Raw genomic sequence first — 23,605 nt, 5'->3', positions numbered from 1 at the left:
CCCTCCATCGCTAAAGCATGAAGTCGGCGGCGGTCAGGTTGTGAACCCCGATCAGCCTGATCGCGAATTCGACGGTCGCTGGATTATTGTCCACATTCGCTTCGATAAAAGTGTCCGTGCCGTCGGAATGGAAATGGAGCTGCCCCGCCCCGGAAAAGGCTGCGTTGCCGATGAAGCTGAAAGCCTGGTTCCCGAACAGCGCGGACATGGCGTCGATCCCGGACAGGTCGATCCGGTCGACTCCGTGCTCGAAATCCATGATCCGGTCCATGACGGCCGGCGTGCTGTTGCCCGTCGCGGTGTAGATGAACAGATCGGCATCGGCGCCGCCGGTCAACATATCGGCGCCAGCGCCGCCCGTGATGCGATCCGCCCCTGCACCGCCGTCGATGGCGTCGTTGCCGCCATTGCCGGTCAATATGTCGGCCCCGCCATTGCCGATCAGGGTGTCGTTGCCGCCCGCCCCCTTCAGCGTATCTTCCTCCATGCCGCCGGTCAGGGTCGATCCACCGCTGGAAGCGCTGAGCGACACGCCTTTGACATTGTTGACGACGATGGTCAGATTCTGGAAGTCCTGCGCGCCCAGACTGTCCGTCGCCAGCACCTGCACCTGATAGCGGTTGTCCAGGTTGGAGTCGGCGGGCGCCTCATAATCCGGAGCCGCCTTGAAGGTCAGGACGCCCGTCTGGGAATCGATGGAGAAGAGCGCGCCGTCGACGGCGGACCCCAGCGAATAGGTGACGGTTTGCCCGATATTGATGTCCGTCGCCACGACCATCGTCACTGCCGTGCCGTTTTCGCTCATGCGGATGGTGGCCGACGCTCCGCCGCCGTTGGAAAGGATGATCGGCGGCGCGTTGAGGATGGTCACGGTCACGGCGACGGCCTGTTCATCGTAGAGCACGCCGTCCGACGCTCGCACGACGACGTCATAGACATTGTTGGCGCCCGCGTCGGTCGGCAGCAGATAATTGGGCGTGTTCAGGAAATTGAGCTGGCCGGTCGATGCGTTGATCGTGAATTTCCCGGCATCCACCCCGCCGGAGATGGAATAGACCAGCGTCGTATTCACATCCGGATCGATTGCCGTCACCTTCATGACCGGCCTTGTGCCGCTGGAAACGGAAATGGCCGCCGTGTCGCCGCCGCCGCCGGACGTGATGACCGGCGCCGATTCATTGACGTTGGTGACGGTGACGTTGATCGCCTGTTCGTCGAACAGCGTACCGTCGGATGTCCGGACGGTGAGGCTATAGACATTATTGCCGTTCGCGTCGCCCGGCATGTCGTAATTCGGCGGCGTCAGGAAAGCGAGCGCCCCGGTCGAGGGATCGATCGCGAACATGGCGCGGTCCGGCCCACCCACGATCGAATAGACCAGCGTCGTCCCCGCATCCTCGTCCGTCGCCGTCACGGTCGTTACCGCGGTCGTATTTTCCTGCACGGAAATCGCTGCCGACGCCCCGCCCCCGTTGGAGGTGATGACGGGCGCCTCATTCACATTGGTGACCGTGACGGCAAGCGCCTGCTCGTCGAACAGCGTGCCGTCGGAGGCGCGGACGATGACATCGTAGATGTTGTTCGGGCCTGCATCGGCAGGCGCTTCGAAATTCGGCCCAGCCGCGAAAGCGAGGACGCCCGTCGCGCTGTTGATCGTGAATTTGGCGGCATCCAGCCCCCCGGAGATGGAATAGGTGATCACCGTCCCGATATCCGCATCGGTCGCGGCGACGGTGGTGACCGCCGTGCTGTTCTCCGCAATGGAAAGCGCCGCCGCCGCGCCGCCGCCATTGGATATGATCACGGGCGGGTTCTTATATTCCAGCGTGACATTGTGCAGGCCATAGCCGCCCAGATCCAGCGTCACGATCTCGCCCACCTGGGTATAGCTGTTTACGCCGGTGACCACGATGCCGTCGCTGCCCGGATTGGCGATGTCGATGACAATCTTCCCCTCTCCCTGGACCGAGAAGGCGAGATTGTGGCCATCGCCCGTGACGCTCATCAGCACGGCCCGCATCGGCAGGTCGGTGATGTGCGTCACATCGTCCGCCGCCGCCCCCAGGTTGATCTTGAAGCGTCCCCCGCTCTGGGGAAGGAAGACGCTGTCGCTGTCATAGGCATACCAGCCGGTCACATTCTGGATGACCAGAGAACCCTGCCGGTCGACGTCCAGGGAGAGATTGCCGACATTGGCCCCGGTGATATTGGCGGTGATGCTGTTACCCAGGACGGTCGAGGTTATCGTAGCATTCTTCACCGCCGTCATGCGCGCGGCCAGATCGTCCAGCGTGACGAACTCCATATTCGCCGCGACGGCATGCTGAATCCAACTGGTGAACAGCGAGATATCATAGGGGCTGTCCAGTGTGGGACTGCCCGAAACGAAATCCGCCGCGCCATAATCATGCCAGGGCCAGACGATGACGGGCGTCCCCGCATTGGCGACCAGCTTGTCGAATTCGCCGATCCAGGCGGCTGTCGCCTCCGCCACCGTCTTTCTCTGAAATTCGATCAGCGTGAAATCGAAGGAGGTGTTGGGCGCGAAATAGATCTTGCTCTGATCGGCGGGCGTCAGATAGCCGAAGGCGTTGGGATAACCCGCCCCCTGCGCCGCATAGCCGCCGGTCAGATAATCCGTCACATATTTCAGGATTTCCTGCGACACCGGCAGGAGTTCCGGCGCGCCGGGCACGGCGGCGCCGGTGATCTGGAACGGCTGGTTGAGATAGGCGCTGATCTGTTGGTTGAGGATCGTGGTGCTGTCCTGAAATTCGGTCTGGATTTGCGAAGCGCTGAGCAGATTGGTGTTATCCGGATGCGTCAGGCTGTGCGTGCCGATCTCATTGCCCAGGTCGAGAAGCGCCTTGTAATAGGGCAGCGACACGGCCCAGTCGGTGCCGGTGTCGTTGGTGCCGTTGCCGACATTCAGATAGAAGCTGCCGACGAAATTATAATCCGTCTTCCACTGGCTCAGGATCGGCAGCAGCTTGTCGTAGATGCCCGGCGTGGCGCCCGCGGGATTGACGTCCTCCAGTTCCTGGCTCTGGTCCATGTCGACACGCGCGGCGACGATGCCGGAATCGCGCGACAGGTGCAGGCCGACCGACAGGCCGGTGCCATTGGCCGCATAGGAAATCGCCTGTTGCAGCATATTGGCGTCGGCCATGATGCCTTCGCTGGAGAACAGGACATTGCGCGCCGCGCCGGTCTGGGTGGCGAGCGCGGCTGAATAGACCGATCCTCCATTGATGGTCTCTGTGGCGATCTGATGGCCGGTGCCGCTGACGCTGGTGAAGGCGTTCCAGCCGACGCCAGTATAGCTGTTCACCTGCTGCCCGTTGGCATAATTGTCGAGGACAAGGCCGGTCGGGTCCGTCGCGTTCACCACCACATTGCCGGTGCCACCGGTGACGCGCGTGGCGTCGAACAGCAGCTTCATCTGTGCATAGGGGTCGCCCGGAAGCGGATCGCCGCCGATCGTGCCGCCCTGAACATGCGGCTGGTTCGTCATGAACTCGCCCGCCGTGATCAGGCCGATGCCCAATTGCTTGCTCGCCATCTCCAGCGTGTGGGTGATCGCCTCCACCTTGTCGACCGGCACGTTCCGGAAGGACGGAAACACCAGCGCGTCGTAAAGGGAGAGCTTGTTCAGGTCGGTAAGGTCGGCCTCCGTCAATATGTCGAAGGGGATGCCCGCCTGGATCGCCTGCGACTGGGCCGACATGAAAAGCTGCGAATAGGCGGTCGGGCTGAAATAGGCGTCGGCCGTCGTCTGCGAAAAGACGATGCCAATCCGCATGTCCGGGGCCTGGGTCGCGCTCGTCTGGTTGAAGACCGTGAACGGCGCGGACTGATAGTTGGACGGCATGAAGCTGTTCGACAGGTTGTTGATGTCGTAATAGCTGTACATCGCCGCCGGATTGCCCACTGCGGAGGTCGGCAGCCGGAATTCGACCGTAGTGCGGTCCGCCGACCAGGCCGCCTGAAGCCCGCCCAGCACCAGCGTCTCGCCCGCCCCGCCGGTGTAGAGGTTCACCGATCCGTCCGCCGCGAAATTGATGTTATATTCCGCGCCGCCGGCGAAACCGAATATCTGATAGCCCGTGGCGGTCTTTCCGTCCGTGTTCAGCCAGACGGTGGTGTCCATTCCGATGGCGACCGGCGCGGTCAGGGCGAAGACGAAGGCGTCATTGTCCAGGGTCGCATAGACCTGATAACCCGGCGCGCTGTTGTCATCGATCCGGTCGGTCGCGAACCAGTCATCCAGAGAGCCGTCGATATTGACGCTGTGGCCAAAGGTCATGGCAAAACCCCAAACTTATGGATTTGAAGATCATTTCCCAAGTTTGCGACCGAATATCTTTTATTTTTTCAATAAAACCCAAACACGCATGAAAACAGGATAATGGAAGTCATCACTCCATAGCGGCATCCAGCCGACAAGCCGGTACCGTTCTGGTTCATCCCATCCATTATCCGCGCCAATGAGGCTGTATCAGGGTATAAGCATTGTCAGGCTCAAATACCCCTGCGATCCCTAATATTGGAGAATCCGCATATGGCTACAGTCACACCGCGCATTGTAATGGGGCGACTCGGTTTTAAGAAGTTTTTACCCATGGTTAATGTGCAGTTATGCTCGTTCATATGTCAACTTCAATGAATCTACTTCCACAAAAAAACCCTAAAAATGGTAAAATACACAATCCATTAAGTATATAATGAGAATTACTTATAGCAAATGACTTATACCTATCGCCATATGCCGGACTGGATTGTTATCTCATATAAGGAAGACATCATCGATCGCCGCTCAGCCCGGGTCATTCGGGATCGATGTTCCGGAAGAAGGGACGATGCTTGTGCATCGGACGCGCAAAAATCTCTCTCGAACCAGTGCCGTTGCTATCGCAGCGCTGATTCTGGCCGCGTGCGGCGGCAGCGGCGGAAGCGGGAACGGGAACAGCGGTTCGCCGGCCCCGACTCCGGCGCCCTCTCCTTCGCCGTCGCCAACCCCGTCCCCCTCCCCGGCACCGGCGCCGACGCCGCTTTCCAGTTGGGACTGGATATTGCAGAGTCAGGGATTGCCGGCGACACCACCCGCAGTCGCCTATCTCAACGTCGACGGCTTCGATACGAGTGCGGCCTATGTGGCTTTGGCGGAATCGCGGGGGAGCCGGACGATCTGCTATCTCGATATCGGATCGGCCGAGAACAACCGGCCCGACTATTCACGCCTGACTGCCATTTCCGGACTGTTGGGCAACAGCTATCCGGGCTTTGCGGGGGAGCGCTATATCGACATTCGCCGCTATCCCGAATTCATCGAGATCATGGACGACCGGTTGCGCATGTGCCGGGACAAGGGGTTCGACTATGTCGAATTCGACGTCATGGACGCTTTTGAGGATGGCGCTGCGACGACGGGGTTTAACCTGACCGAACAGGATATGATCGACTATGTGACCGCCCTGTCGATCCGGGCACGCGGATATGGGCTGAAACCCGTTCAGAAGAACGCCAGCGGTTCATCTGCGAAGCTCGTTCCGCTGTTCGACGCAGTGCTGTTCGAGGGGTGCGTACTGGGCAATTTCTGTTCCGACGACGCCCCCTATGTCGCAGCGGGCAAACCGGCCTTCAATGCGGAATATCCGGAGGAATGGCCCGCCGGAACCTTCGATCGGGCAAGGACATGCAACGTATCGGCGACTGCGCGGATATCGACGATCATCACCGTCGTGAATCTCGACCGGCCGGCGCCGGACCGGTGCACGCCGTAATGGCCGCTCTCAACGATTTTCAGGAATGGCGCCCCGCACCGGATAAACATAACGAATACGTGTCGCCGTTTGTACTACTATAGGAGCGACGAGCGACGCCGATCCCCGCACTTCGCCGTCGTGCTCCGCCTTGCGCGCAAGTAAAGCGCTCCGGGCGTCACGACACCCGTATCTGACGGTCACCGAGGCCCATGGCCGCTCTGAGTGCCTGCTCCACGCGTTGATTGCTCGATTGCGCCACATTGAACCGGAGGAACGGTGCGGAGGATTGTGATAGGCTGAAAACATTCCCAGGCGCGAGAACTACGCCATCGTCCATACATCGCCGCGCGATGTCGGCGGAGTCATGGCCATCCGGCAGGCGGCACCATAGGTAGAAGCCTCCTCGCGGCATAATCCACGGCACTATCCCCAGCCCTGCAAGCCAAGTGGCAGTTTCTTCGCGGGCACGGGTTAGCCGCTGGCGCAGCTCGCCCATATGCTTGCGATAGCTGCCACCCGCCAGCACGTCCGCGATCAGCTCGGTCGCGACGGGGCTGGGACCGCCGAAACTCGTCGCAACCTGAAGGTCCACCAGTCCCTCGATCCAGTCGGCGCGCGCCGCGATGTAGCCGCATCGAACCGATGCCGAGAGGGTCTTGGAGAAGCTGCCAATTCGGATGACGCGATCGAGCCCGTCGAGCACCGCAAGACGCGGCGACGGCGATGGCTCGAAGTCAGCGAATATGTCATCCTCGACAATCAGCAGGTCGTGGACGGCTGCGGCGCTCAATAGTCGGTGTGCGGTCTGCGGCGACATGCTGGCGCCGGTCGGGTTATGTAGTGCTGAGTTGGTGATGTAGAGCCGCGGCTGGTGGGCCTTCAATGCGGTCTCGAACGCGGCCGTGTCCGGACCCGCCGGCGTATAGGGGATGCCGACCACCTCGACGCGGTGGGCGCGTAGCAGCGCTTGGAAGTTGAAGTAGCCCGGATCGTCGACCAGCACCGTGTCGCCAGGGTGCAACAGGAACCGGCAGATGAGGTCGATCGCTTGCGTCCCCGATGCCGTCAGCAGCAGTTGATCCGCGCCCGCGTCAATTCCCTCCTCCGCGAAGCGGCCGAGCAATAGCCGGCGCAATGCCAGTGATCCGCGCGTGCTGCCGTAATCGGACAAAACCGAGTCACTGGCGCGAGCGAGCGAGCGCAGACCTCGGCGCAACGCCGCGTTTGGCATCCAGTCGGCAGGAAGCCAACCGCATCCAGGCTTCTCCATAGAAGCGTCGGCGTCGAGCGACTGGCGGGACACCCAAAAGGGGTCCACCGCGCGGTCGCGGCGCGGTCCCATCTCGCCGATCGACATCGGCGGCATGTTGGCGCCGGTCACATAGAAGCCCGAACCGCGCCGTGCTCGGATCACGCCCTCAGCCGTGAGCCGATCATAGGCTTCGACCACGGTGGAAGGCGAAACGTTCATCGTGTCGGCAAAGCCGCGCACGGATGGCAGACGATCGCCGGCACCGATCGCCCGACTCGCGATCTTGGCCCGGATTGCATCCATCAGTTCTTCTGTCCGGGTTCGGGCTCGCTGGTGCCTCAATGATCTACCCCTTCAATTGTATTAGCTCATCTATCAATACAGTTTTTCATATTTGTATGGAATTGTTCCTGTTTTGACCAGCCTGTTCGCTTTATCGGACCGTGGGAAAGCGAGGTATCATGGAAAAGACTACGGCCGGTTGGGGCAGCGGCCTCTTGGGGGTCATCATATTCAGCGGGTCGCTGCCGGCGACGCGCGTCGCCGTGGCGGACTTCACGCCGCTGTTTCTGACGACGGGGCGCGCCGTCGCCGCCGCGCTGATCGGTGCCGCTTTCCTGGTCGCGTTACGCCAGCCTAAGCCTATCCGTCAGGATTTGGTGTCGCTCGCCATCGTCGCGATCGGAGTCGTGGTGGGCTTTCCTCTCCTGACGGCCCTCGCGCTCCAGCACATCACTGCGGCGCACTCGATCGTCTTCATCGGCTTGTTGCCGCTTGCCACGGCAATATTCGGAGTGCTGCGAGGCGGCGAACGACCGAAGCCAGCCTTCTGGTTGTTCTCGACGTTGGGCGCCGCGACCGTTGCGGGTTTCGCACTTTATCGCAGTGAGGGCGGCTCGCTCACCGGCGATCTCCTGATGATTGCCTCGGTCCTGCTGTGCGGTCTCGGCTATGCGGAAGGCGCAACGCTCTCGCGCAGGCTTGGCGGTTGGCAGGTCATCAGTTGGGCGCTGCTGGTGGCCCTCCCGATCATGGCGGTGATCGCGCTTGTCACGATGCCGACGACCTGGGGCGGCATTGGTTGGCACGCCTGGGCGGGCTTCGCTTACGTGTCGATCTTCTCGATGATGCTGGGCTTCGTGTTCTGGTATCGCGGGCTGGCGCTCGGCGGCATCGCTGGCGTGGGCCAGCTCCAACTTCTCCAGCCCTTTTTCGGTCTCCTGCTCGCTGGCGTAGTGCTGGGCGAGCCCGTCGCGTGGACCATGATCGCCTCGACGGTGATCGTCATCCTCTGCGTCGCGGGCGCAAAGCGGTTCACCTGATCGCGTCGATGGGGCGAAAGTTGAGCAATGCCCTTTGACATCCGCCAGCTTCGCTACGCTATCGCAGCAGCGGATCATGGTAGCTTCTATCGTGCGGCCCGCGCGCTCGACATCGAGCAATCGACGCTGAGCCGCGCTATCCTCAAGTTGGAGCGCTCGGTCGGCATGCCGATCTTTGAGCGCTCGCGCGCTGGTGTGACGATGACGCTGGCGGGAAATACCTTCATTCGCGGCGCGAAGCCGATGGTAGCCACGGCGGACAAGCTCGTGGCGATGATGCGCGCGGCCGGCCAGGGCCGCGCCGGCGGATTGATGCTCGGGCACAACAGCTCGGTCTCCGCAGGCAATCTCCGGGCGACGCTGATGAGTTGGCAGGACGCGCATCCCGACGTCGATGTCGAATGCGTCGAGGCCGATCGCAGCGTCCTGCTCGCCGGTCTCGATACCGGGGAGATCGACATCGCAATCCTCATGGGCGTGGCCGGCCATGACGGGTTTCGCTGCGAACCGCTATGGAGCGAGCGGATGCTGGTGGCGCTTCCGGCGTCGCATCCGCTCGCCGAACGCGATGTGGTTCACTGGATCGATCTTCGCAACGAGCGATTCCTGCTGCCTGCGGCCGATCCCGGCCCGGAGATACGAGATATGCTGCTAGGCCGTCTGGCGGTCTCGGGCAGTAAGCCCGACATCCGAATGCTCCAGGCGAGCCGCGAGACAGTCCTGAGCGTTCTCGGTGGCAACTCGGGCGTGAGCATCGTTTGCGAGGGTTCAACCGGTGCGCGCTACCCCGATGTCGTCTATCGAGCGATACACGGCGAACAGGGGCCGGCCCTAACGGGCCATTCGGGTTGCTGGCGCGATGACAATGGCAACCCCGCGCTGCGGCGTTTCCTTGGATGGCGCTGTCTTTTGATTTCTCGCAGTGAATCCAGTAGATTAAGAGTGAGTTATTGGAGTCACATCCATGTCGCAAGGTAAGACAATCATCATCGCACTCGTTACATTGGTGATCGGTTTCGCGGGCGGATTTGTCCTGCGGCCGGTGATCGCGCCGACGCAGCAGGCGGCCGCCGTCGCCATCCCGTCGCCCATCGCTGCGGCGCCAAGCGAGGCGCGCGGCACGCAATATTTCGTGGCGCATATCGACGAGGCGCGGCAGGTCGTGGCCGGATGCCGCGATGGCTCGGTGCGTGGTGGCGAATGCGCCACTGCCGAGGAAGCGATAATCAAGGTCGAGGCTCAGGAGCGCCGCAGGCGGTTCTTGGGCAACTGACGGCAGCGCATCAGCTCAGTCCTTCGCGGCGCCCCGACGCCGCGAAAACCCCCGGTCGCTTGCCATGAACTTCGCTAGCATGGGCGAGACGAGCTTCTCGGGGGAGACGATCTCCCCGCCCGTTTCGGCCGCGAGCGCTGCGGCGTAGGCGACAAGATCGCGGTGAACGGCCGCGGGCAGTTCGACCGTCAGCTTGACGGGTCGGTCGTCGGCCAGCGGCCCCAGCTTCAACTTCGTCATCGCGTTGCTCCGATCGGCTCAAGCACGAGGTCGCGTGTAAGGACCACGCGCAGCGGATGCCCCGGCCGGATGGTGAGCGTCGGCTGCACGTTGAGCTGCCGCCGCACGATCTGCTGGCCGGTCTGATTGATGGTGTCCTGTGAGCCGCGACGCAGTGCCTGCGTCAGGGCGTCCTCGCTGTCCGCACCCAGCTCGGCGCCGACGCCAAGCAGCGTCGAGACGGCCGCCGCCTTGAGGAGATTGCCCCAATGCTGATTCACGCGGTCCTGTAGCCCCGCGAATCCGGCTCCGTCCGCGCCGGGCTGGCGCTCGAGAACGATCGAGCGCCCGTCTGGCATGATGAGCCGATCCCAGGCTAGCAGCACGCGGGTCTGTCCGGCGGCGATCTCACTGTCATACTCGCCGATCAGTCGCGCGCCCTGCGGAATGAGCAGGATGCGGCCGGTCGGGCTGTCATAGACATTCGCCGTGACCTGCGCGGTGATCTGGCCGGGCAGGTCCGAACGGACGCCGGTGATGAGCGCGGCCGGGATGATGCTGCCGGCCTGCACGATGTTGGGGGATGCCGGCGCCGTCAGCCGCTCGACGCTGACTGTGCGCTGATTGGACGCCTGCGCCATGAACGCGCGCTTGCCGGCCTGGTCGCCTTGCGCAGCCTGCTGGGCTGGCTCCTGCCCGGAAGGCGCTGGCAAGCCCGGCGTCGCAACGGGCTCCGCGCTTGCGCGCGCGCCGCCGCTGCCGAGGAAGACCGAGCTGGTGCGCGCAGCATCGCGCTCCTGCGCGGCGCGCTGCCGGGCGGCTTCCGCCGCCTGTGCGCGCGGATCAGGCGGGCCCGGCTGCGCGCCGATCGGTGGCACGGGCACGTCCTCGCCGCGCTGCTGCGCCGACACGATCGGGCGACCGAGATCGCCGGGCAGCGGAGGTCCAAGACGCGGCGCCTGGGCGTAGTCTCGCGGCCCGGACGTGATCGCCTCCGAGGTGGCGCGGCTGTCAGTGTTGTAGAGTTCCTGCGCGGCCTTCTCACCCGGCGGCCGCAGTGCATAGATCAGCGAACCACCGATGCCGAGGCCGGCGGCGACGCCGACGACGGCGAGTGCCTTACGGGACAGCCGCATGACGCGGGGCGGATCGCCACGAAGCTGGAAGGCGGCGGGATCGGGCCGTTCCGCTTGGGGCATGGGCTGGTCTCCAACGGCGGGATCGTGGCTGTCTGTCACGGCCGCCCCCTCCGCCCGTCATCGCGCACGATGCGGACGCGCTGTTCGCTGCGTCGGTCGCCAAGGCGCAGCTCGGCAGCGGCGAATAGGCGATCGACCACCATGTAGCGGCCCTGCACGCGGTAATTGACCAGCTCGGCGTCACCGGCCGCGCCGATCACGAACAGCGGCGGCATCTCGCCCTGAGAGATCCCGGCCGGAAACTCCACGAACACCTGCCGGCCAACGTCGAACGCGCGAACGGGCTTCCACGCCGCGCGGTCGCCTTCGATCCGGTAGCGGAAATTGAGCGCGGACACGTCCACGCCGGTCGCCGCTGGCGCAGCGGCGGCAGCGGCCGCGTTGCGACCCTGCAAGGCAATGAGCTGGTCCTGCGGATAGGTCCAAGAGACCGATGCCATGTAAGTCGTCGGGGTCGCGCGCAATTCGAGATGATAGGTGCGCCGATCGGTGTTGATGACCAAGTTGGTGGCGAGGTCGGGCCGGGTCGGCTTGACGAGGATATGCACCCGCGCCGCTGGCCCGCTGCCGCTGATGGTATCGCCGATGATCCAGCGCACGGTGTCGCCGGCCGCGACCGGCCCCGGCCCGACGAGCTGTTCGCCCTCCTGTAACGCGATGTCCGTCACCTGGCCGGGAGCGGCATAGACCTGATACAGCGCGCCGTCGGTCCACGGATATTGCTGAATGGCGTTGAGGAAGCCGTCGCGCACGGGCTGGATGCGCGCGGCATCGTTGGCGTCGCCGACACGGCGGCGCGGATCGGCGGGCTCTGGCGGTCGCGCGCTCTCCGTCACCGGCTTCAACTGGCCGGGCAGCGGCAACGGCTCGGGGATCGTCACGATCTCGACGGCGCGCGGCGGTTCTGCCGCGGGCGTCGCCACGATCACCGGGGCCGGATCGTCAAAGACAATCACGGACGGCCTCGCCGACGTGGTGGCGCAGCCGGCGAGCGCGGATGCGGAAATGAACAGCGCGGCCGTGGCGGCGCTGCGGATGGGTATGCCGGTCATTGCGACAGCTCCTTCGACCAGTTGAGGGCGTTGACGAAAACGCCGAGCGGATTCTTGCGCAGGGCGTCGGGCGTGCGCGGCGGCTGGACGACGATGGTGAGAATCGCCGACCAGCGTTCGGTGGCGGCAAGGCTGCCGTCCTGATAGCGGCGCTCGATCCAGGCGACGCGGAAGCTGTCGGGCGATGCCCGGATGACGCTCGACACCTCCACCGCGACCTGCACCCGCCCGACGTTGGCGAATGGGTCGTTGGCGCGCGCATAATCGTTGAGCGCGAGCGCGCCGCGATCGGTCGTGAAGTCATAAGCCCTGAGCCAGTTCTGACGGACGATCACCGGGTCTGCCGGGATCGCGCGCACCTGCTCGATGAAGCGGGCGAGATGGAACGCGACCTGCGGATCGGTCGGACGGTAGCCGGCCTCGGCCGGCGCGACCGCTTGGGCCTCTCCCAGCCGATCGACCTGCACGACCCAAGGGACGATGTGGCCGCGCGTCGATTGCCAAACGAGACCGCTGGCCAGCCCGCCCGACAGGGCCAGCGTGCCGAAAAAGGCGAGCCGCCAGTTCTTTGCCTGAACGCGCGCCGAGCCTATGCGGTCGTCCCATGCCTGCGCGGCGCGCTGATAGGGTGTGGCAGGCTCGGGCGTCTGGCCGTAGCGGATGCTCGGTCGTTTGAACATGGATCAATCCTTCTGGCTGGTATCGACGGATGCGCCGCTGCCGCCGCCGTCGCCGGAGCGCAGTGTGTGGGCGGCGATGGTCGCGCCGTGGGTCATGGTCTGGCGGTTCTTCATCGCGGACGCCCAGGCGGGCGCGCCGGACGACTGTGACGGTGAGGCTGCTGAGCCGCCTGAAATGGTCCCGCCGGTGGCAGTGACGGCGGCGCGGCCACCGGAGCGATAGCTGTCCTTGAGCGAGGCGGCCGCTTTGCGAAGCGGCGACATGGCCGCACCGACCGCCGCCTGGCCGACGCCGCCAGCGCCGCCGGCGACCGCAGCCGCGCCGGTCTTTCCGGCGGAGCCGAGGGCATAAGCGCTGTTAGCGGCGCCGGAGGTGAAGGCCGCGCCTCGCGCCGCGCCGCTGACCGCGCCTGCCGCCGCGCCGGCGCCGAGACGGGCGGCGGCCGCGCCACCGGCCATCGCGCCGCCGGCCGCAAGCACCGTTCCCGCCGCGGCCCCTGCGCCCAGCGCTGGGCCGCCCGAGACGATGCCGTTGGCGATCGACGGACCGAAGATACCGAGGCCCAGCAGACAGAGCGAGGCGAGCGCGACGGCCAGAGCGTCCTCGATGCTCGGCTGCGCGCCGCCGAACCCGGCGCGGAACTCGTCGAACAGCGTTGAGCCGATGCCGACGATGACGGCGAGCACCAGCACCTTGACGCCCGACGAGATGACGAGCCCCAGCACGCGCTCGGCCATGAAGGCGGTCTTACCGAACAGGCCGAACGGAATGAGGACAAAGCCGGCGAGCGTCGCCAGCTTGAACTCGATCAGCGTCACGAAGAGCTGGATCGCCAGAATGAAGAAGGCGAGGATAACCAGCAGCCAGGCGATCAGCAGCACCGCGATCTGGATGAAGTTCTCGAAGAACGCGACCCAGCCCATCAAGTCTGAAATGGATTCTAGGATCGGTTGGCCCGCATCGAGGCCGACCTGAGCGACCCGGCCGGCCTGGAGCAGCTCGGCGGCCGTGAAGCCCGTGCCCGAGGCTTTCAGGCCGAGGCCGGCGAAGCTCTCGAAGACGATGCGCGCCAGGCTGTTCCAGTTGCCGATGATATAGGCGAAGACGCCGACGAACAGCGTCTTCTTGACGAGGCGCGCGATGATGTCGTCGCCTTCGCCCCACGTCCAGAACAGTGCGGCCAAGGTCACGTCGATAACGATCAGGGTGGTGGCGATGAACGCCACCTCGCCGCCGAGCAGGCCGAACCCGCTGTCGATGTAGCGGGTGAAGACATCCAGAAAGCGATCGACGACGCCGGTGCCGCCCATATCAATTCTCCTGCGGGGTAGCGCCATCGGCGATGCGGGCGGCGGGACGCGCGCCGGGCGCGAGGAACCGACGACGGTTCTCGGCCCAGGCGCGCAGGCAATCAGGGTCGCTCGCCCCGGCCGCGCCGATCGACTGGCAGCGGCGCAGCTCGATCAACAGCGGGTCCGTCGCCGATTTCTCGGCGACGGCCGCCGGCCCCGCGCGCGGTGGCTCTGGCGCTCGGCTCATCTCGATCGCCGTCATCGTGATGGCGATGGCGATGAAGATGACGGCGCCGATGCGCGCGAGGAGCTTGCTGTCCATGACGATCAGTCGTGGAACATGCGGGCGTTGCCCGGCTGATAGCCGGTGGACCGCGTCAGGAAGCGGCGGAGCCGTTCGCGGCTTTCGGCTTCGACGGCCGCGTTGCGCGCCGAGTCCAGCGCCTGCGCCCGGCCCTGCGCGGCGAGCAGCGCCGTCAGGTCCGCGAGCTGCTGCGATTGCAGCGCGAGAAGCTGGTTGCCCGCCTGCGCGGCCTGAAGCGCGCCCGTCGCCGACTGGCTCGACGTGACCAGGCCGTCCATCGTCGTGCGCGCGCCGTCGATATTGCCGACGACGCCGGCCTGAACGCGAAGCGCGTCCTCGAACGCGCCGACGCTATCCTCCCAGCGCGCGTTAGCGTTGGCGACCATCTGCGCGTGGGTGCCGGTGAGCGCCGCGCCCTTGTAGCGTCCGTTGAAGACCTGCTGGACGTTCTGCACGTCGTAGGCGATGCGCTGCGCCTCGCCGAGAAGCTGCTGGGTGCGCTGCACCTGCTGCTGCAACTGCTGGAGCGAGTTGAACGGCAGCGACGCCAGATTGCGCGCCTCGTTGATGAGGCTGGTCGCCTGCTGCTGGATTTGCTGGATCTGGTTGTTGATCTGCTGGAGCGACCGAGCGGCCGTCAGCACGTTCTGCGCATAGTTGGTCGGGTCATAGACGATCCCGCCGAACTGAGCGTGAGCCGGCGTGGCGGCGGTGATGCCGATCATGCTCGACGTGGCGATGGCGCCGGCCAGCATGGCGCGGCGCAGGATATTGGGTTTCATTGGGTCATGTCCTTCAAGGCAAGGGGGAGCTGGCCGGCATCTTCCCGGCGACCGGCCAGCGGATCGGATTGAGGTTCGGGAAGAAGATCGACCGCCCAAACCAGGCCGCGATGGCGCAGCCACTCGGCGGCGAAGTGCTCGCGGCCGTGGGTCTCGACCAACTCGGCGATGCGGAGCTGATCGGTCTTGGAAGAAGCGGCGGCGAAGGCCAGCGCGACCTCGCCCAACCCCAGCTCGAACAGCCGGTTGCCGCGCCTCGACTGGCAGTAATAGTCGCGCTTGGGCGTCGCCCGGCTCAGGATTTCGATTTGGCGGGCGTTGAGGCCGAACCGCTCGTAGATGGCGGCGATCTGCGGCTCGGCCCCGCGCTCGTTCGGCAGGAAGATGCGCGTCGGACAGCTCTCGATGATGGCCGGCGCGATGCTCGACGTCTCGATGTCGGCGAGGCTCTGCGTGGCGAACACGACGCTGGCGTTCTTCTTGCGCAGCGTCTTGAGCCATTCGCGGAGCTGCGCGGCGAAGTCCGGGCTGTCTAGGACCAGCCAGCCCTCGTCGATGATGATGAGCGTCGGCGAGCCGTCCAGCCGGCCTTCGATCCGGTGGAACAGGTAAGACAGGACGGCTGCTGCCGATCCGGCGCCGACCAAGCCCTCGGTCTCGAACGCCTGAACCGACGCCACGCCAAGACGCTCGGCCTCGGCGTCGAGCAGCCGGCCCCACGGCCCGCCAAGGCAATAGGATGCGAGCGCCTGCTTGAGCTGCTGGCTCTGGAGCAGCACGGCGAGCCCGGTCAGCGTGCGTTCCGTGACGGGCGCACTGGCAAGCGAGCCGAGCGCCGACCACAGATGCTCCTTGGCCTGCGGATCGACCGCGACGCCCTCGGACGCGAGGATCGCCGCCAGCCATTCGGCCGCCCAGGCGCGCTCGGCCGGATCGTCGATCCGTGCCAGCGGCTGGAGCTGCACGCCGTCGCCGGCCTCGTCGGCAAGCATCCCGCCCAAGTCCTGCCAGTCGCCGCCCATGCCGATCGCGGCGGCGCGAATGCTGCCGCCGAAGTCGAAGGCGAAGACCTGGCCGTTCTCGTAGCGACGGAACTGCATCGCCATGAGGGCGAGCAGCACCGACTTGCCGGCGCCGGTCGGCCCGACGATCAGCGTGTGGCCGACATCGCCGACGTGAAGGGAAAACCGGAACGGGGTCGAGCCTTCGGTCTTGCCGTAGAGCAAGGGGGGAGCACCGAAATGCTCGTCCCGTTCCGGCCCCGCCCATACTGCTGACAGGGGGATCAGGTGGGCGAGATTGATGGTGGAAATCGGGGGCTGGCGGACGTTGGCGTAGGCGTGGCCGGGGAGGCTCCCCAGCCATGCCTCGATCGCGTTCATGCTCTCCGGGATCACGGTGAAGTCGCGGCCCTGGATGACCTTCTCGACCAGCCGCAGCTTTTCCGCCGCAATGGCTGGATCGCGGTCCCACACCGTCACCGTCGCGGTGACATAGGCCATGCCGGCATAGTCGGCGCCCAGCTCCTGCAGGGCGGTGTCGGCGTCGGCGGCCTTGTTCGATGCGTCGCTGTCCATCAGGACCGACGCCTCGTTAGTCATCACCTCTTTCAGGATCGCCATGACGCTCTTGCGCTTGGCGAACCACTGGCGTCGGATGCGGCTCAGCAGCTTGGTCGCGTCGGTCTTATCGAGCATGATCGCGCGGGTCGCCCAGCGATACTCGAAGGCGAGCCGGTTCAACTCGTCGAGCAGGCCGGGGAAGGTCACGCTGGGGAAGCCGACGATAGTGAGCGTGCGCAGATGATGCTCGCCCAGGCGCGGCTCCAGTCCGCCGGTCAGCGGCTCGTCGGCCAACAGCGCATCGAGGTGCATCGGCGTTTCCGGCACGCGGACGCTCTGGCGGCGTGTCGAAACCGTGCTGTGCAGATAGGTCAGCGTCTCGGCGTCATCGAGCCAGCGGACCTCGGGCACGAAGCCTTCGACCAGGTTGAGCACCCGGTCGCTGCGGTCGGTGAAGCCCTTGAGCAGTTCCCACGGATCGGCGCCGCTGGTGGACCGGCCCTCGTAAAGCCAACCTTCGGCGCGGGCGGCTTCTTCGGCCGGCGGCATCCACAGCAGGGTGAGGAAATAGCGGCTCTCGAAATGTGCGCCCTCCTCGCGGAACTGCTCGCGGCGCTCGAACTCGACCAGCGACGACACGGGATCGGGAAAGTGGCCTTCCGGATAGTCGAGCGCAGGCGTCCGCTGGGCCTCGACGAAGATCGCCCAGCCGGAGCCGAGCCGGCGCAGCGAATTGTTCAGCCGTGCGGTCGTGGCGACCAGCTCTGCCGGCGTCGCGCTGTCGAGATCGGGGCCGCGAAACCTCGCTGTGCGCTGGAACGAGCCGTCCTTGTTGAGCACCACGCCTTCGCCGACCAGCGCGGCCCAGGGCAGGAAGTCGGGAAGGTTAGCAGCTTTGCTGCGATATTCGCGCAAGCTCATCATGGCCGCATCCATGTCGGGTAGCGGAGGTGACGCCGGGCCACGTCCACGAATTGCGGGTCGCGGCGGGCGGCCCAGACGGACAGCCCGTGGCCGACGACCCAGATGACCAGGCCGGCGATCCACAGGCGCAGGCCGAGGCCGATCGCGCCCGCCAGCGTCCCGTTGACGATGGCGAGCGAGCGCGGGGCGCCGCCGAGCAATATCTGCTCGGTCAGCGCCCGATGGACCGGGGCGAAATAGCCCGCGATCGGTTCGCCATGATCGGCCGCGCCGTTCATGCGATCAGCGCTCCACCGCCGAACGAGAAGAACGACAGGAAGAAGCTCGACGCGGCGAACGCGATAGAAAGGCCGAACACGATCTGGATCAGCCGGCGCGAGCCGCCCGACGTGTCGCCGAACGCCAGCGTCAGGCCGGTCACGATGATGATGATGATGACGGCGATAATCTTCGCCACTGGCCCTTCGATGCTTTCGAGGATCGACTGGAGCGGCGCTTCCCACGGCATCGACGAGCCGCCGGCATGGGCCGGAACGGCGAAGGTCAATGCGATCACGCTGGCGGTGGCGGTGAGCATGGCGCGGCGTGCGCCATGCCGAAGGGCATGGATCATGGCAGGTCTCCGGGTTGGGGGGTGGTGAGCGGTGCGAGGCGGTAGTCGCCGGTCGCGGGGTCGAGCCCTTCGACGCGGGCCAGTTCGGTCAGCCGGCGCCCGTGCGCGTCGCGGACCAGCACGGCGATCATGTCGATGGTCTCGGCGATCAGCGCGCGCGGGACCGTCACGACGGCCTCCTGGATGAGCTGTTCCATGCGGCGCAGCGCGCCGAGCGCAGTGCCGGCGTGGATCGTGCCGACGCCGCCGGGATGGCCGGTGCCCCAGGCTTTGATGAGGTCGAGCGCCTCGGCGCCGCGCACCTCGCCGATGGGAATGCGGTCGGGGCGCAGGCGCAGCGACGAGCGGACCAGCTCGGACAGCGACACCACGCCGTCCTTGGTCCGCATGGCGACGAGGTTAGGCGCGGCGCATTGCAGCTCGCGCGTATCTTCGATCAGGACGATGCGGTCGGTGGTCTTGGCGACTTCCGCCAATAGCGCGTTGACCAACGTGGTCTTGCCCGCGCCGGTGCCGCCCGCGATGAGGATGTTGGCGCGGCTCTCGACGCCGTGGCGCAACGCCTCAGCTTCGGCCGCCGACATGATCCCGGCCGCCGCATAGTCGTCGAGCGTGAACACGGCGACGGCGGGCTTGCGGATCGCGAAGGCCGGCGCGGCGACGACGGGCGGCAGCAACCCCTCGAACCGCTCACCTCCTTCCGGCAGCTCGGCGGAGACGCGCGGGGATCGGGCGTGAACCTCGACGCCGACATGGTGCGCGACCAGGCGGACGATGCGCTCGCCGTCGGCAGCGCTCAGCAGCTCGCCCGTATTGCTGATGCCTTCGCCGAGCCTATCGAGCCACAGCCGGCCGTCCGGGTTCAGCATCACTTCGATGACGGCGGGGTCGTCGAGCCAGGCCGCGATCGACGGCCCGAGCGCGGTTCGCAGCATCCGCGCGCCGCGTGATTTCGCCTCGGTTCGGATCGGGTGAATGGTCAACGGCTGGCCCCTGCAAAGGACCGGGCGAAGCGCCGCCCGGCTGTCGGGGCACATCAAGAGACGCAGGAATACTCGGCTCGCAACAGCTAGTTGCTGGCGTAGTAGAGAGGGCGGCAGATACGTTGCCGAGGGCGGAAGCGACCTTCCGCTACATCAGGATCAGGCGCGGCAATTCAGTCCGACTCGGGTGATGTTGAGCGCGGCCAGACATCTTCGGGGATCTCGTCCATCAACGTCTTACCGCTGGCGAAACGCCGGCCGAGTGTTTCGATAAAGCCCTCGTAGCGTTTTCGTCCCTTCGCCTGTGCGGCGGCCTGATCCTCGTCGGGCAGCGGCGGCGTCACCGACAGCCAGAACCGGACGAACAGGCTCAGCGCCTCGGTCGTCAGGCCGGTGTTGCGCTCAAGTCGCTGGACCTGACGCGACAAGCGATCAAGCCGCCGGGCGAACGCCGCCTCCATCCGGTCGGCGCCGTCCGGCGAGAGGTAGGACGCGACCGCCGCCTCCACGATCGCTGAGCGCGAGATGCGGCGGCGGATCGCCAGCTCGTCCACCTGCTTGGCGAGCGCGGGCGGGAAATAGACGTTGAGCCTGAGACGCATGATTGTCCCCTACAGGTCGATACCGTCGCTCGGATCGAGCGACGCCTGCCGAGCGAGCCCCTGCATCCGACGACGCACTGCCGCTTGCCGGGCCGCGTCGTCCTGCTCGTCGTCGACGATCGCGAACTCCTGGGCCGGCGGCGGGGTCTCGGGCGCGATCGCGACATGCTCGGGCAACTCGGGCTCGCGGCGCAGCCCACCATTGGCCGCGTCCTCAGCATCGCGGACGATGCGCGCGACCTGCTTCGGATCGGCGGATGCCTGTCGCCCGGTCCAGTCGTCGGGCCTGACCTTGGCCGCCTGCGGCGCTGGCGCCGGTGCAATCCGCTCGGACAGGCGGCGATCCTGGTAGTAGCGCGCCTTCTTCGCCCGGATCGGATGGACGCCCGCCACCATGACGATCTCGTCGTCAGGCGGAAGCTGCATCACCTCGCCGGGAGTGAGAAGCTGGCGAGCGGTCTCCGACCGCGACACCATCAGGTGCCCGAGCCACGGCGACAGGCGATGCCCGGCGTAGTTCTTCATCGCCCGCATCTCGGTGGCGGTGCCGAGCGCATCCGACACGCGCTTGGCGGTGCGTTCGTCGTTGGTGGCGAAGCTCACGCGGACATGGCAGTTGTCGAGGATCGCGTTGTTGGGGCCGTATGCCTTCTCAATCTGGTTGAGCGACTGCGCGATCAGGAATGCCTTGAGCCCGTAGCCGGCCATGAACGCCAGGGCGGACTCGAAGAAGTCGAGCCGCCCTAACGCGGGGAACTCGTCCAGCATCAACAGCACGCGATGCCGATTGCCTTTGGGCGTCAGCTCCTCGGTCAGCCGGCGCCCAATCTGGTTGAGGATGAGGCGGATCAGCGGCTTAGTGCGCGAGATGTCGCTGGGCGGCACGACGAGATAGAGCGTCGCCGGCCGCTCGCCCTCGACCAGATCCGATATGCGCCACTGGCAGGCCCGCGTGACCTGCGCGACAACGGGATCGCGGTAAAGGCCGAGGAATGACATGGCGGTGCTGAGCACGCCCGATCGCTCGTTGTCAGACTTGTTCAGCAGTTCGCGTGCGGCGCTGGCGACGACGGGATGCACGCCGGCTTCGCCCAAGTGCCTCGTCGCCATCATCGCCGCCAAGGTCTGTTCGATCGTGCGCGCCGGGTCGGACAGGAATCCCGCGACGCCGGCCAGGGTCTTGTCCGCCTCGGCGTAGAGGACGTGGAGGATCGCGCCGACAAGCAAGCTATGGCTCGTTTTTTCCCAGTGATTTCGGCGCTCCAGCGAGCCTTCGGGATCGACCAGCACATCGGCGACATTCTGCACGTCGCGCACTTCCCATTGGCCGCGCCGCACCTCCAGCAGCGGATTGTAGGCCGCCGACGCGCCGTTGGTCGGGTCGAACAGCAGCACGCGGCCGTGCCGCGCGCGGAAACCGGCGGTGAGTGTCCAGTTCTCGCCCTTGATGTCGTGGACGATCGCCGACGCCGGCCAGGTCAGCAACGACGGCACGACCAGGCCGACGCCCTTGCCAGAACGGGTCGGGGCAAAGCACAGCACATGCTCGGGGCCGTCGTGGCGGAGATAGTCGCGAGCGAGCCTGCCGAGCACCACGCCGTTCGGCCCCAGCAACCCGGCCGCATGAACCTCGCGTTCGGTCGCCCAGCGGGCCGAGCCGTAGGTCTCGGCGTTCTTCAGTTCGCGCGCGCGCCACACCGACAAGCCGATGGCGACCGCGATCGACGCGAACCCGCCGGACGCAGCGATATAGGATCCCGTCAGGAATATGCGGGGCGCATAGGCGTCGAAGCTGAACCACCACCAAAAGAATGCGGGCGGCGGATAAACCCGCCAGCCGAATGCCTCGAACCAAGGCGGTCCCAGCTCGGGCTGATAGGCGAGCGCGGCGGCGGTCCACTGAGTCGCGCCCCACACCCCGGCGAGCACGATCAGGAACACGATGATGATCTGGCCCCAAAGTATTTTGGTCGCGGACACGGATGTCTCCTGTTTTCAGATGCCGAGGCCGCGCTTGCGGCCAAGCGTCCAGTCGATGCCGCCGCCGGCGCGGACGACGCCGGACACCTGACGGCCGAGCTGCTGTTCAAGGGGGCTAGCCCAGGGCACGAGCCGGAAGCCGAGCCCGTTGTCGATCATGGCGAAGCGGCCTGACGCGAGTGCGAGGCGCTGGCGGACGACGCCGGCGATCTTCTCCCCGGACGATGCCGGGCGATAGGCAAGCCCGGTCTCGCCAGCGATCTTCGCGCCAGCCGCGTCCAGCTCGCGCTTTCGCAGCGTGTCGAGCATCCCGCGCTCGAACACCGTCCGCTCGCCGAACCGCCGTGCCAGCCCTTCCTTGACGAGATGGTCGATGCGCGCGTCCATCGCGCGGCGCACATCGGCACCGAACCCGCCATCCGCGACGCTGGCGCCGCGCTCGATCAACCGGTGGTCGAGCCAGGTCGCGCCGGGCGCTTTCACCTGTGCGGCGAGGTCGAGGTCGGAGCGCGTGGCGAGCACCAGCGTCGGCTTCTCCTCGCCGGGCCGGCCGATCGCGCGCAGCTCGACGATGCCGCCTAGCGCCGGGCTCTGCTCCAGCGCTTCGATGCCGGGCAGGCGGACATGGTGGGTGTGCCCGTCCGTGCCGTCGATCACGGCATAGGCGGTGCCGGTCAGCTCGTCGTGCAAGCCCTTGTCGATCAGCCTGCCAGCGATCCGCTTCTCGGGCGCACTCGTGACGACGGCGTAGCTGTCGAGCGGCCGATCGTGGCCTTGGTCCTTCAACGCCGCGCCGATGGTGCGGATAATGTCACCGCGCGCGGCCAGCTCGCGCAGTTTCGCCGCCGCACCTTCCGCGACCGCCCATTGGCCGGTATCCCCTTCGGCTGCGAGCCCCATCGTTTCCAGGTGCTGCAAGCGCCCGACCATCAGCCGGCGGAGGCGCGGATCGTCTGTGCCGGGCCGCTCGGGGCGCAGGTCGATCACGCCCAGCTCGTCAGACGCGCGCTTGATCTCGGTATCGAGCCGGGTCCAGCGTTCCGCCGTAACCTCACGGTCGAGCGCGCGCTGCACCTCATGTTCTGGCTTCGGCCCAAGCTCGGCGAAGGCTAGGTCTTGCGCGCGCGAGCGGAGATTGTGGCTGATGTAGTCGCGGGAGATGACGAGATCGGCGCCCTGATCGGTAACACCGCGCACGAGCAGATGGACGTGCGGATTATCGGTGTTCCAGTGATCGACCGCGACCCAATCGAGCCGCGTCCCAAGGTCCGCCTCCATCTGACGCATGAGGTCGCGCGTGTATTCGCGCAGGTCGGTCAGCTCGGCGGCGTCCTCGGGCGACACGATGACCCGGAAATGATGCCGGTCATCCTTGCACCGCTCGGCGAAACCGCGACCGTCGGCACGGTCGCCTTCGGCATCGAACATGCGCGTCGGCGACCCGTCGCGCGTGACCCCCTCACGCTTCAGATAGGCGATGTGCGCGGACAGCGGCGCCATGCGCCGCCCGCCTCGGCTGCGGGCGGTGACGGGCAGCATCTTGACCATCACCCGCCGGCCCGAGCCGAACAGGCGGCTGCGCGCGAAGGCCGTGCGGCCCCGGCCGAAGCTCGACTGGCCGGCACGGCGCGGTCCGCCCGGAGTGCGCCGGCCGCTGCTGTGGATCGCCGCGACGCGAAGCACCTCGGCCACCAGGCCGCGCGCGTTGCGTCCCTGCGCCTTGCTGCGCTTGGCCTTGCCCGGCCGGATGCGGAACTCGCTGTCCTCGCTCATGGCTGGGGCGCTTTCCGCCGAAAATGG

At 66.0% G+C, this 23,605-nt stretch carries 20 protein-coding genes; 4 read left to right on the top strand and 16 right to left on the bottom strand.

Annotated elements, in window-relative coordinates; all coding sequences use genetic code 11:
• Window positions 1–10: 10 nt before the first annotated feature.
• Complete coding sequence (locus tag NUH86_RS05550) at window positions 11–4,306, bottom strand: cadherin domain-containing protein (protein ID WP_267251498.1); 4,296 nt, start codon at window positions 4,304–4,306, stop codon at window positions 11–13.
• A 553-nt stretch (window positions 4,307–4,859) separates the two neighbouring features.
• On the opposite strand from NUH86_RS05550, the gene NUH86_RS05545 reads away from it, so the two are divergent.
• On the top strand, window positions 4,860–5,783 hold the full coding sequence (locus tag NUH86_RS05545) for an endo alpha-1,4 polygalactosaminidase (protein WP_267251497.1): 924 nt from the start codon (window positions 4,860–4,862) through the stop codon (window positions 5,781–5,783).
• Window positions 5,784–5,940: 157 nt separating this feature from the next.
• Here the strand turns inward: NUH86_RS05545 and NUH86_RS05540 are convergent, their stop codons facing one another.
• Window positions 5,941–7,320 (bottom strand): PLP-dependent aminotransferase family protein, encoded by a 1,380-nt coding sequence (locus NUH86_RS05540; RefSeq protein ID WP_267251496.1) that lies wholly within the window; start codon window positions 7,318–7,320, stop codon window positions 5,941–5,943.
• 158 nt (window positions 7,321–7,478) lie between these two features.
• Between NUH86_RS05540 and NUH86_RS05535 the strand changes: the two genes are divergently transcribed.
• Genes NUH86_RS05535 through NUH86_RS05525 form a run of 3 tightly spaced genes read left to right on the top strand, consistent with a single transcriptional unit; the run spans window position 7,479 to window position 9,612 of the window.
• The gene (locus NUH86_RS05535; protein ID WP_267251495.1) at window positions 7,479–8,339 is read left to right on the top strand and encodes a DMT family transporter; all 861 of its coding nucleotides are present in this window, start codon (window positions 7,479–7,481) and stop codon (window positions 8,337–8,339) included.
• Window positions 8,340–8,366: 27 nt separating this feature from the next.
• Window positions 8,367–9,317, top strand: coding sequence for a LysR family transcriptional regulator (locus tag NUH86_RS05530; RefSeq protein ID WP_267251494.1), 951 nt, complete (start codon window positions 8,367–8,369; stop codon window positions 9,315–9,317).
• On the top strand, window positions 9,304–9,612 hold the full coding sequence (locus NUH86_RS05525; protein ID WP_267251493.1) for a hypothetical protein: 309 nt from the start codon (window positions 9,304–9,306) through the stop codon (window positions 9,610–9,612). The genes NUH86_RS05530 and NUH86_RS05525 overlap by 14 nt, the downstream gene beginning before the upstream one ends.
• A 15-nt stretch (window positions 9,613–9,627) precedes the next feature.
• Here the strand turns inward: NUH86_RS05525 and NUH86_RS05520 are convergent, their stop codons facing one another.
• The 14 genes from NUH86_RS05520 to NUH86_RS05455 form a co-directional block, all read right to left on the bottom strand.
• On the bottom strand, window positions 9,628–9,852 hold the full coding sequence (locus NUH86_RS05520; protein WP_267251492.1) for a DUF2274 domain-containing protein: 225 nt from the start codon (window positions 9,850–9,852) through the stop codon (window positions 9,628–9,630).
• Window positions 9,849–11,030, bottom strand: a complete 1,182-nt coding sequence (locus NUH86_RS05515) for a TrbI/VirB10 family protein (RefSeq protein WP_267251491.1) — start codon at window positions 11,028–11,030, stop codon at window positions 9,849–9,851. Before NUH86_RS05515 ends, NUH86_RS05520 begins: the two co-directional genes overlap by 4 nt.
• A gap of 35 nt (window positions 11,031–11,065) precedes the next feature.
• Window positions 11,066–12,082: a P-type conjugative transfer protein TrbG gene (gene trbG, locus NUH86_RS05510; RefSeq protein ID WP_267251490.1), complete on the bottom strand. Its 1,017-nt coding sequence runs from the start codon at window positions 12,080–12,082 to the stop codon at window positions 11,066–11,068.
• Window positions 12,079–12,762 (bottom strand): conjugal transfer protein TrbF, encoded by a 684-nt coding sequence (gene trbF / locus NUH86_RS05505; protein WP_267251489.1) that lies wholly within the window; start codon window positions 12,760–12,762, stop codon window positions 12,079–12,081. Before trbF ends, trbG begins: the two co-directional genes overlap by 4 nt.
• A 3-nt stretch (window positions 12,763–12,765) precedes the next feature.
• Window positions 12,766–14,073: a P-type conjugative transfer protein TrbL gene (trbL, locus tag NUH86_RS05500; protein WP_267251488.1), complete on the bottom strand. Its 1,308-nt coding sequence runs from the start codon at window positions 14,071–14,073 to the stop codon at window positions 12,766–12,768.
• A gap of 1 nt (window position 14,074) precedes the next feature.
• Entirely contained in the window at window positions 14,075–14,377 is a 303-nt protein-coding gene (gene trbK-alt / locus NUH86_RS05495) for a putative entry exclusion protein TrbK-alt (protein ID WP_267251487.1), read from the bottom strand.
• Between the two features lie 5 nt (window positions 14,378–14,382).
• A complete protein-coding gene (gene trbJ, locus NUH86_RS05490) occupies window positions 14,383–15,141 on the bottom strand; it encodes a P-type conjugative transfer protein TrbJ (RefSeq protein ID WP_048578622.1) in 759 nt (252 codons plus the stop codon).
• On the bottom strand, window positions 15,138–17,627 hold the full coding sequence (gene trbE, locus NUH86_RS05485) for a conjugal transfer protein TrbE (RefSeq protein ID WP_267251486.1): 2,490 nt from the start codon (window positions 17,625–17,627) through the stop codon (window positions 15,138–15,140). The genes trbJ and trbE overlap by 4 nt, the downstream gene beginning before the upstream one ends.
• Window positions 17,624–17,905 carry a VirB3 family type IV secretion system protein gene (locus NUH86_RS05480; RefSeq protein ID WP_267251485.1) on the bottom strand — a complete coding sequence of 94 codons (282 nt, stop codon included), beginning with the start codon at window positions 17,903–17,905 and terminating at the stop codon, window positions 17,624–17,626. Before NUH86_RS05480 ends, trbE begins: the two co-directional genes overlap by 4 nt.
• Window positions 17,902–18,240 (bottom strand): TrbC/VirB2 family protein, encoded by a 339-nt coding sequence (locus tag NUH86_RS05475; protein ID WP_267251484.1) that lies wholly within the window; start codon window positions 18,238–18,240, stop codon window positions 17,902–17,904. Before NUH86_RS05475 ends, NUH86_RS05480 begins: the two co-directional genes overlap by 4 nt.
• A complete protein-coding gene (gene trbB / locus NUH86_RS05470; protein WP_267251483.1) occupies window positions 18,237–19,223 on the bottom strand; it encodes a P-type conjugative transfer ATPase TrbB in 987 nt (328 codons plus the stop codon). Before trbB ends, NUH86_RS05475 begins: the two co-directional genes overlap by 4 nt.
• 173 nt (window positions 19,224–19,396) lie before the next feature.
• Window positions 19,397–19,825, bottom strand: coding sequence for a CopG family transcriptional regulator (locus NUH86_RS05465; protein ID WP_267251482.1), 429 nt, complete (start codon window positions 19,823–19,825; stop codon window positions 19,397–19,399).
• 9 nt (window positions 19,826–19,834) lie between these two features.
• Entirely contained in the window at window positions 19,835–21,805 is a 1,971-nt protein-coding gene (locus tag NUH86_RS05460) for a conjugal transfer protein TraG (RefSeq protein ID WP_267251481.1), read from the bottom strand.
• Between the two features lie 15 nt (window positions 21,806–21,820).
• A complete protein-coding gene (locus NUH86_RS05455) occupies window positions 21,821–23,578 on the bottom strand; it encodes a relaxase/mobilization nuclease domain-containing protein (RefSeq protein ID WP_267251480.1) in 1,758 nt (585 codons plus the stop codon).
• Between the last annotated feature and the right edge of the window lie 27 nt (window positions 23,579–23,605).

This window comes from Sphingobium sp. JS3065 (assembly GCF_026427355.1).
GTDB lineage: Bacteria > Pseudomonadota > Alphaproteobacteria > Sphingomonadales > Sphingomonadaceae > Sphingobium.
Note: the sequence above shows the minus strand (reverse complement) of the source record. Positions and strands in the feature narration are given on the sequence as shown.

Excerpts from the sequence above, each read along its gene's own strand:
- NUH86_RS05550 (WP_267251498.1), bottom strand. The coding sequence starts at position 4,306 with ATGACCTTTGGCCACAGCGTCAATATCGACGGCTCTCTGGATGACTGG.
- NUH86_RS05545 (WP_267251497.1), top strand. The coding sequence starts at position 4,860 with ATGCTTGTGCATCGGACGCGCAAAAATCTCTCTCGAACCAGTGCCGTT.
- NUH86_RS05540 (WP_267251496.1), bottom strand. The coding sequence starts at position 7,320 with ATGGATGCAATCCGGGCCAAGATCGCGAGTCGGGCGATCGGTGCCGGC.
- NUH86_RS05535 (WP_267251495.1), top strand. The coding sequence starts at position 7,479 with ATGGAAAAGACTACGGCCGGTTGGGGCAGCGGCCTCTTGGGGGTCATC.
- NUH86_RS05530 (WP_267251494.1), top strand. The coding sequence starts at position 8,367 with ATGCCCTTTGACATCCGCCAGCTTCGCTACGCTATCGCAGCAGCGGAT.
- NUH86_RS05525 (WP_267251493.1), top strand. The coding sequence starts at position 9,304 with ATGTCGCAAGGTAAGACAATCATCATCGCACTCGTTACATTGGTGATC.
- NUH86_RS05520 (WP_267251492.1), bottom strand. The coding sequence starts at position 9,852 with ATGACGAAGTTGAAGCTGGGGCCGCTGGCCGACGACCGACCCGTCAAG.
- NUH86_RS05515 (WP_267251491.1), bottom strand. The coding sequence starts at position 11,030 with ATGCCCCAAGCGGAACGGCCCGATCCCGCCGCCTTCCAGCTTCGTGGC.
- trbG (WP_267251490.1), bottom strand. The coding sequence starts at position 12,082 with ATGACCGGCATACCCATCCGCAGCGCCGCCACGGCCGCGCTGTTCATT.
- trbF (WP_267251489.1), bottom strand. The coding sequence starts at position 12,762 with ATGTTCAAACGACCGAGCATCCGCTACGGCCAGACGCCCGAGCCTGCC.
- trbL (WP_267251488.1), bottom strand. The coding sequence starts at position 14,073 with ATGGGCGGCACCGGCGTCGTCGATCGCTTTCTGGATGTCTTCACCCGC.
- trbK-alt (WP_267251487.1), bottom strand. The coding sequence starts at position 14,377 with ATGGACAGCAAGCTCCTCGCGCGCATCGGCGCCGTCATCTTCATCGCC.
- trbJ (WP_048578622.1), bottom strand. The coding sequence starts at position 15,141 with ATGAAACCCAATATCCTGCGCCGCGCCATGCTGGCCGGCGCCATCGCC.
- trbE (WP_267251486.1), bottom strand. The coding sequence starts at position 17,627 with ATGATGAGCTTGCGCGAATATCGCAGCAAAGCTGCTAACCTTCCCGAC.
- NUH86_RS05480 (WP_267251485.1), bottom strand. The coding sequence starts at position 17,905 with ATGAACGGCGCGGCCGATCATGGCGAACCGATCGCGGGCTATTTCGCC.
- NUH86_RS05475 (WP_267251484.1), bottom strand. The coding sequence starts at position 18,240 with ATGATCCATGCCCTTCGGCATGGCGCACGCCGCGCCATGCTCACCGCC.
- NUH86_RS05465 (WP_267251482.1), bottom strand. The coding sequence starts at position 19,825 with ATGCGTCTCAGGCTCAACGTCTATTTCCCGCCCGCGCTCGCCAAGCAG.
- NUH86_RS05455 (WP_267251480.1), bottom strand. The coding sequence starts at position 23,578 with ATGAGCGAGGACAGCGAGTTCCGCATCCGGCCGGGCAAGGCCAAGCGC.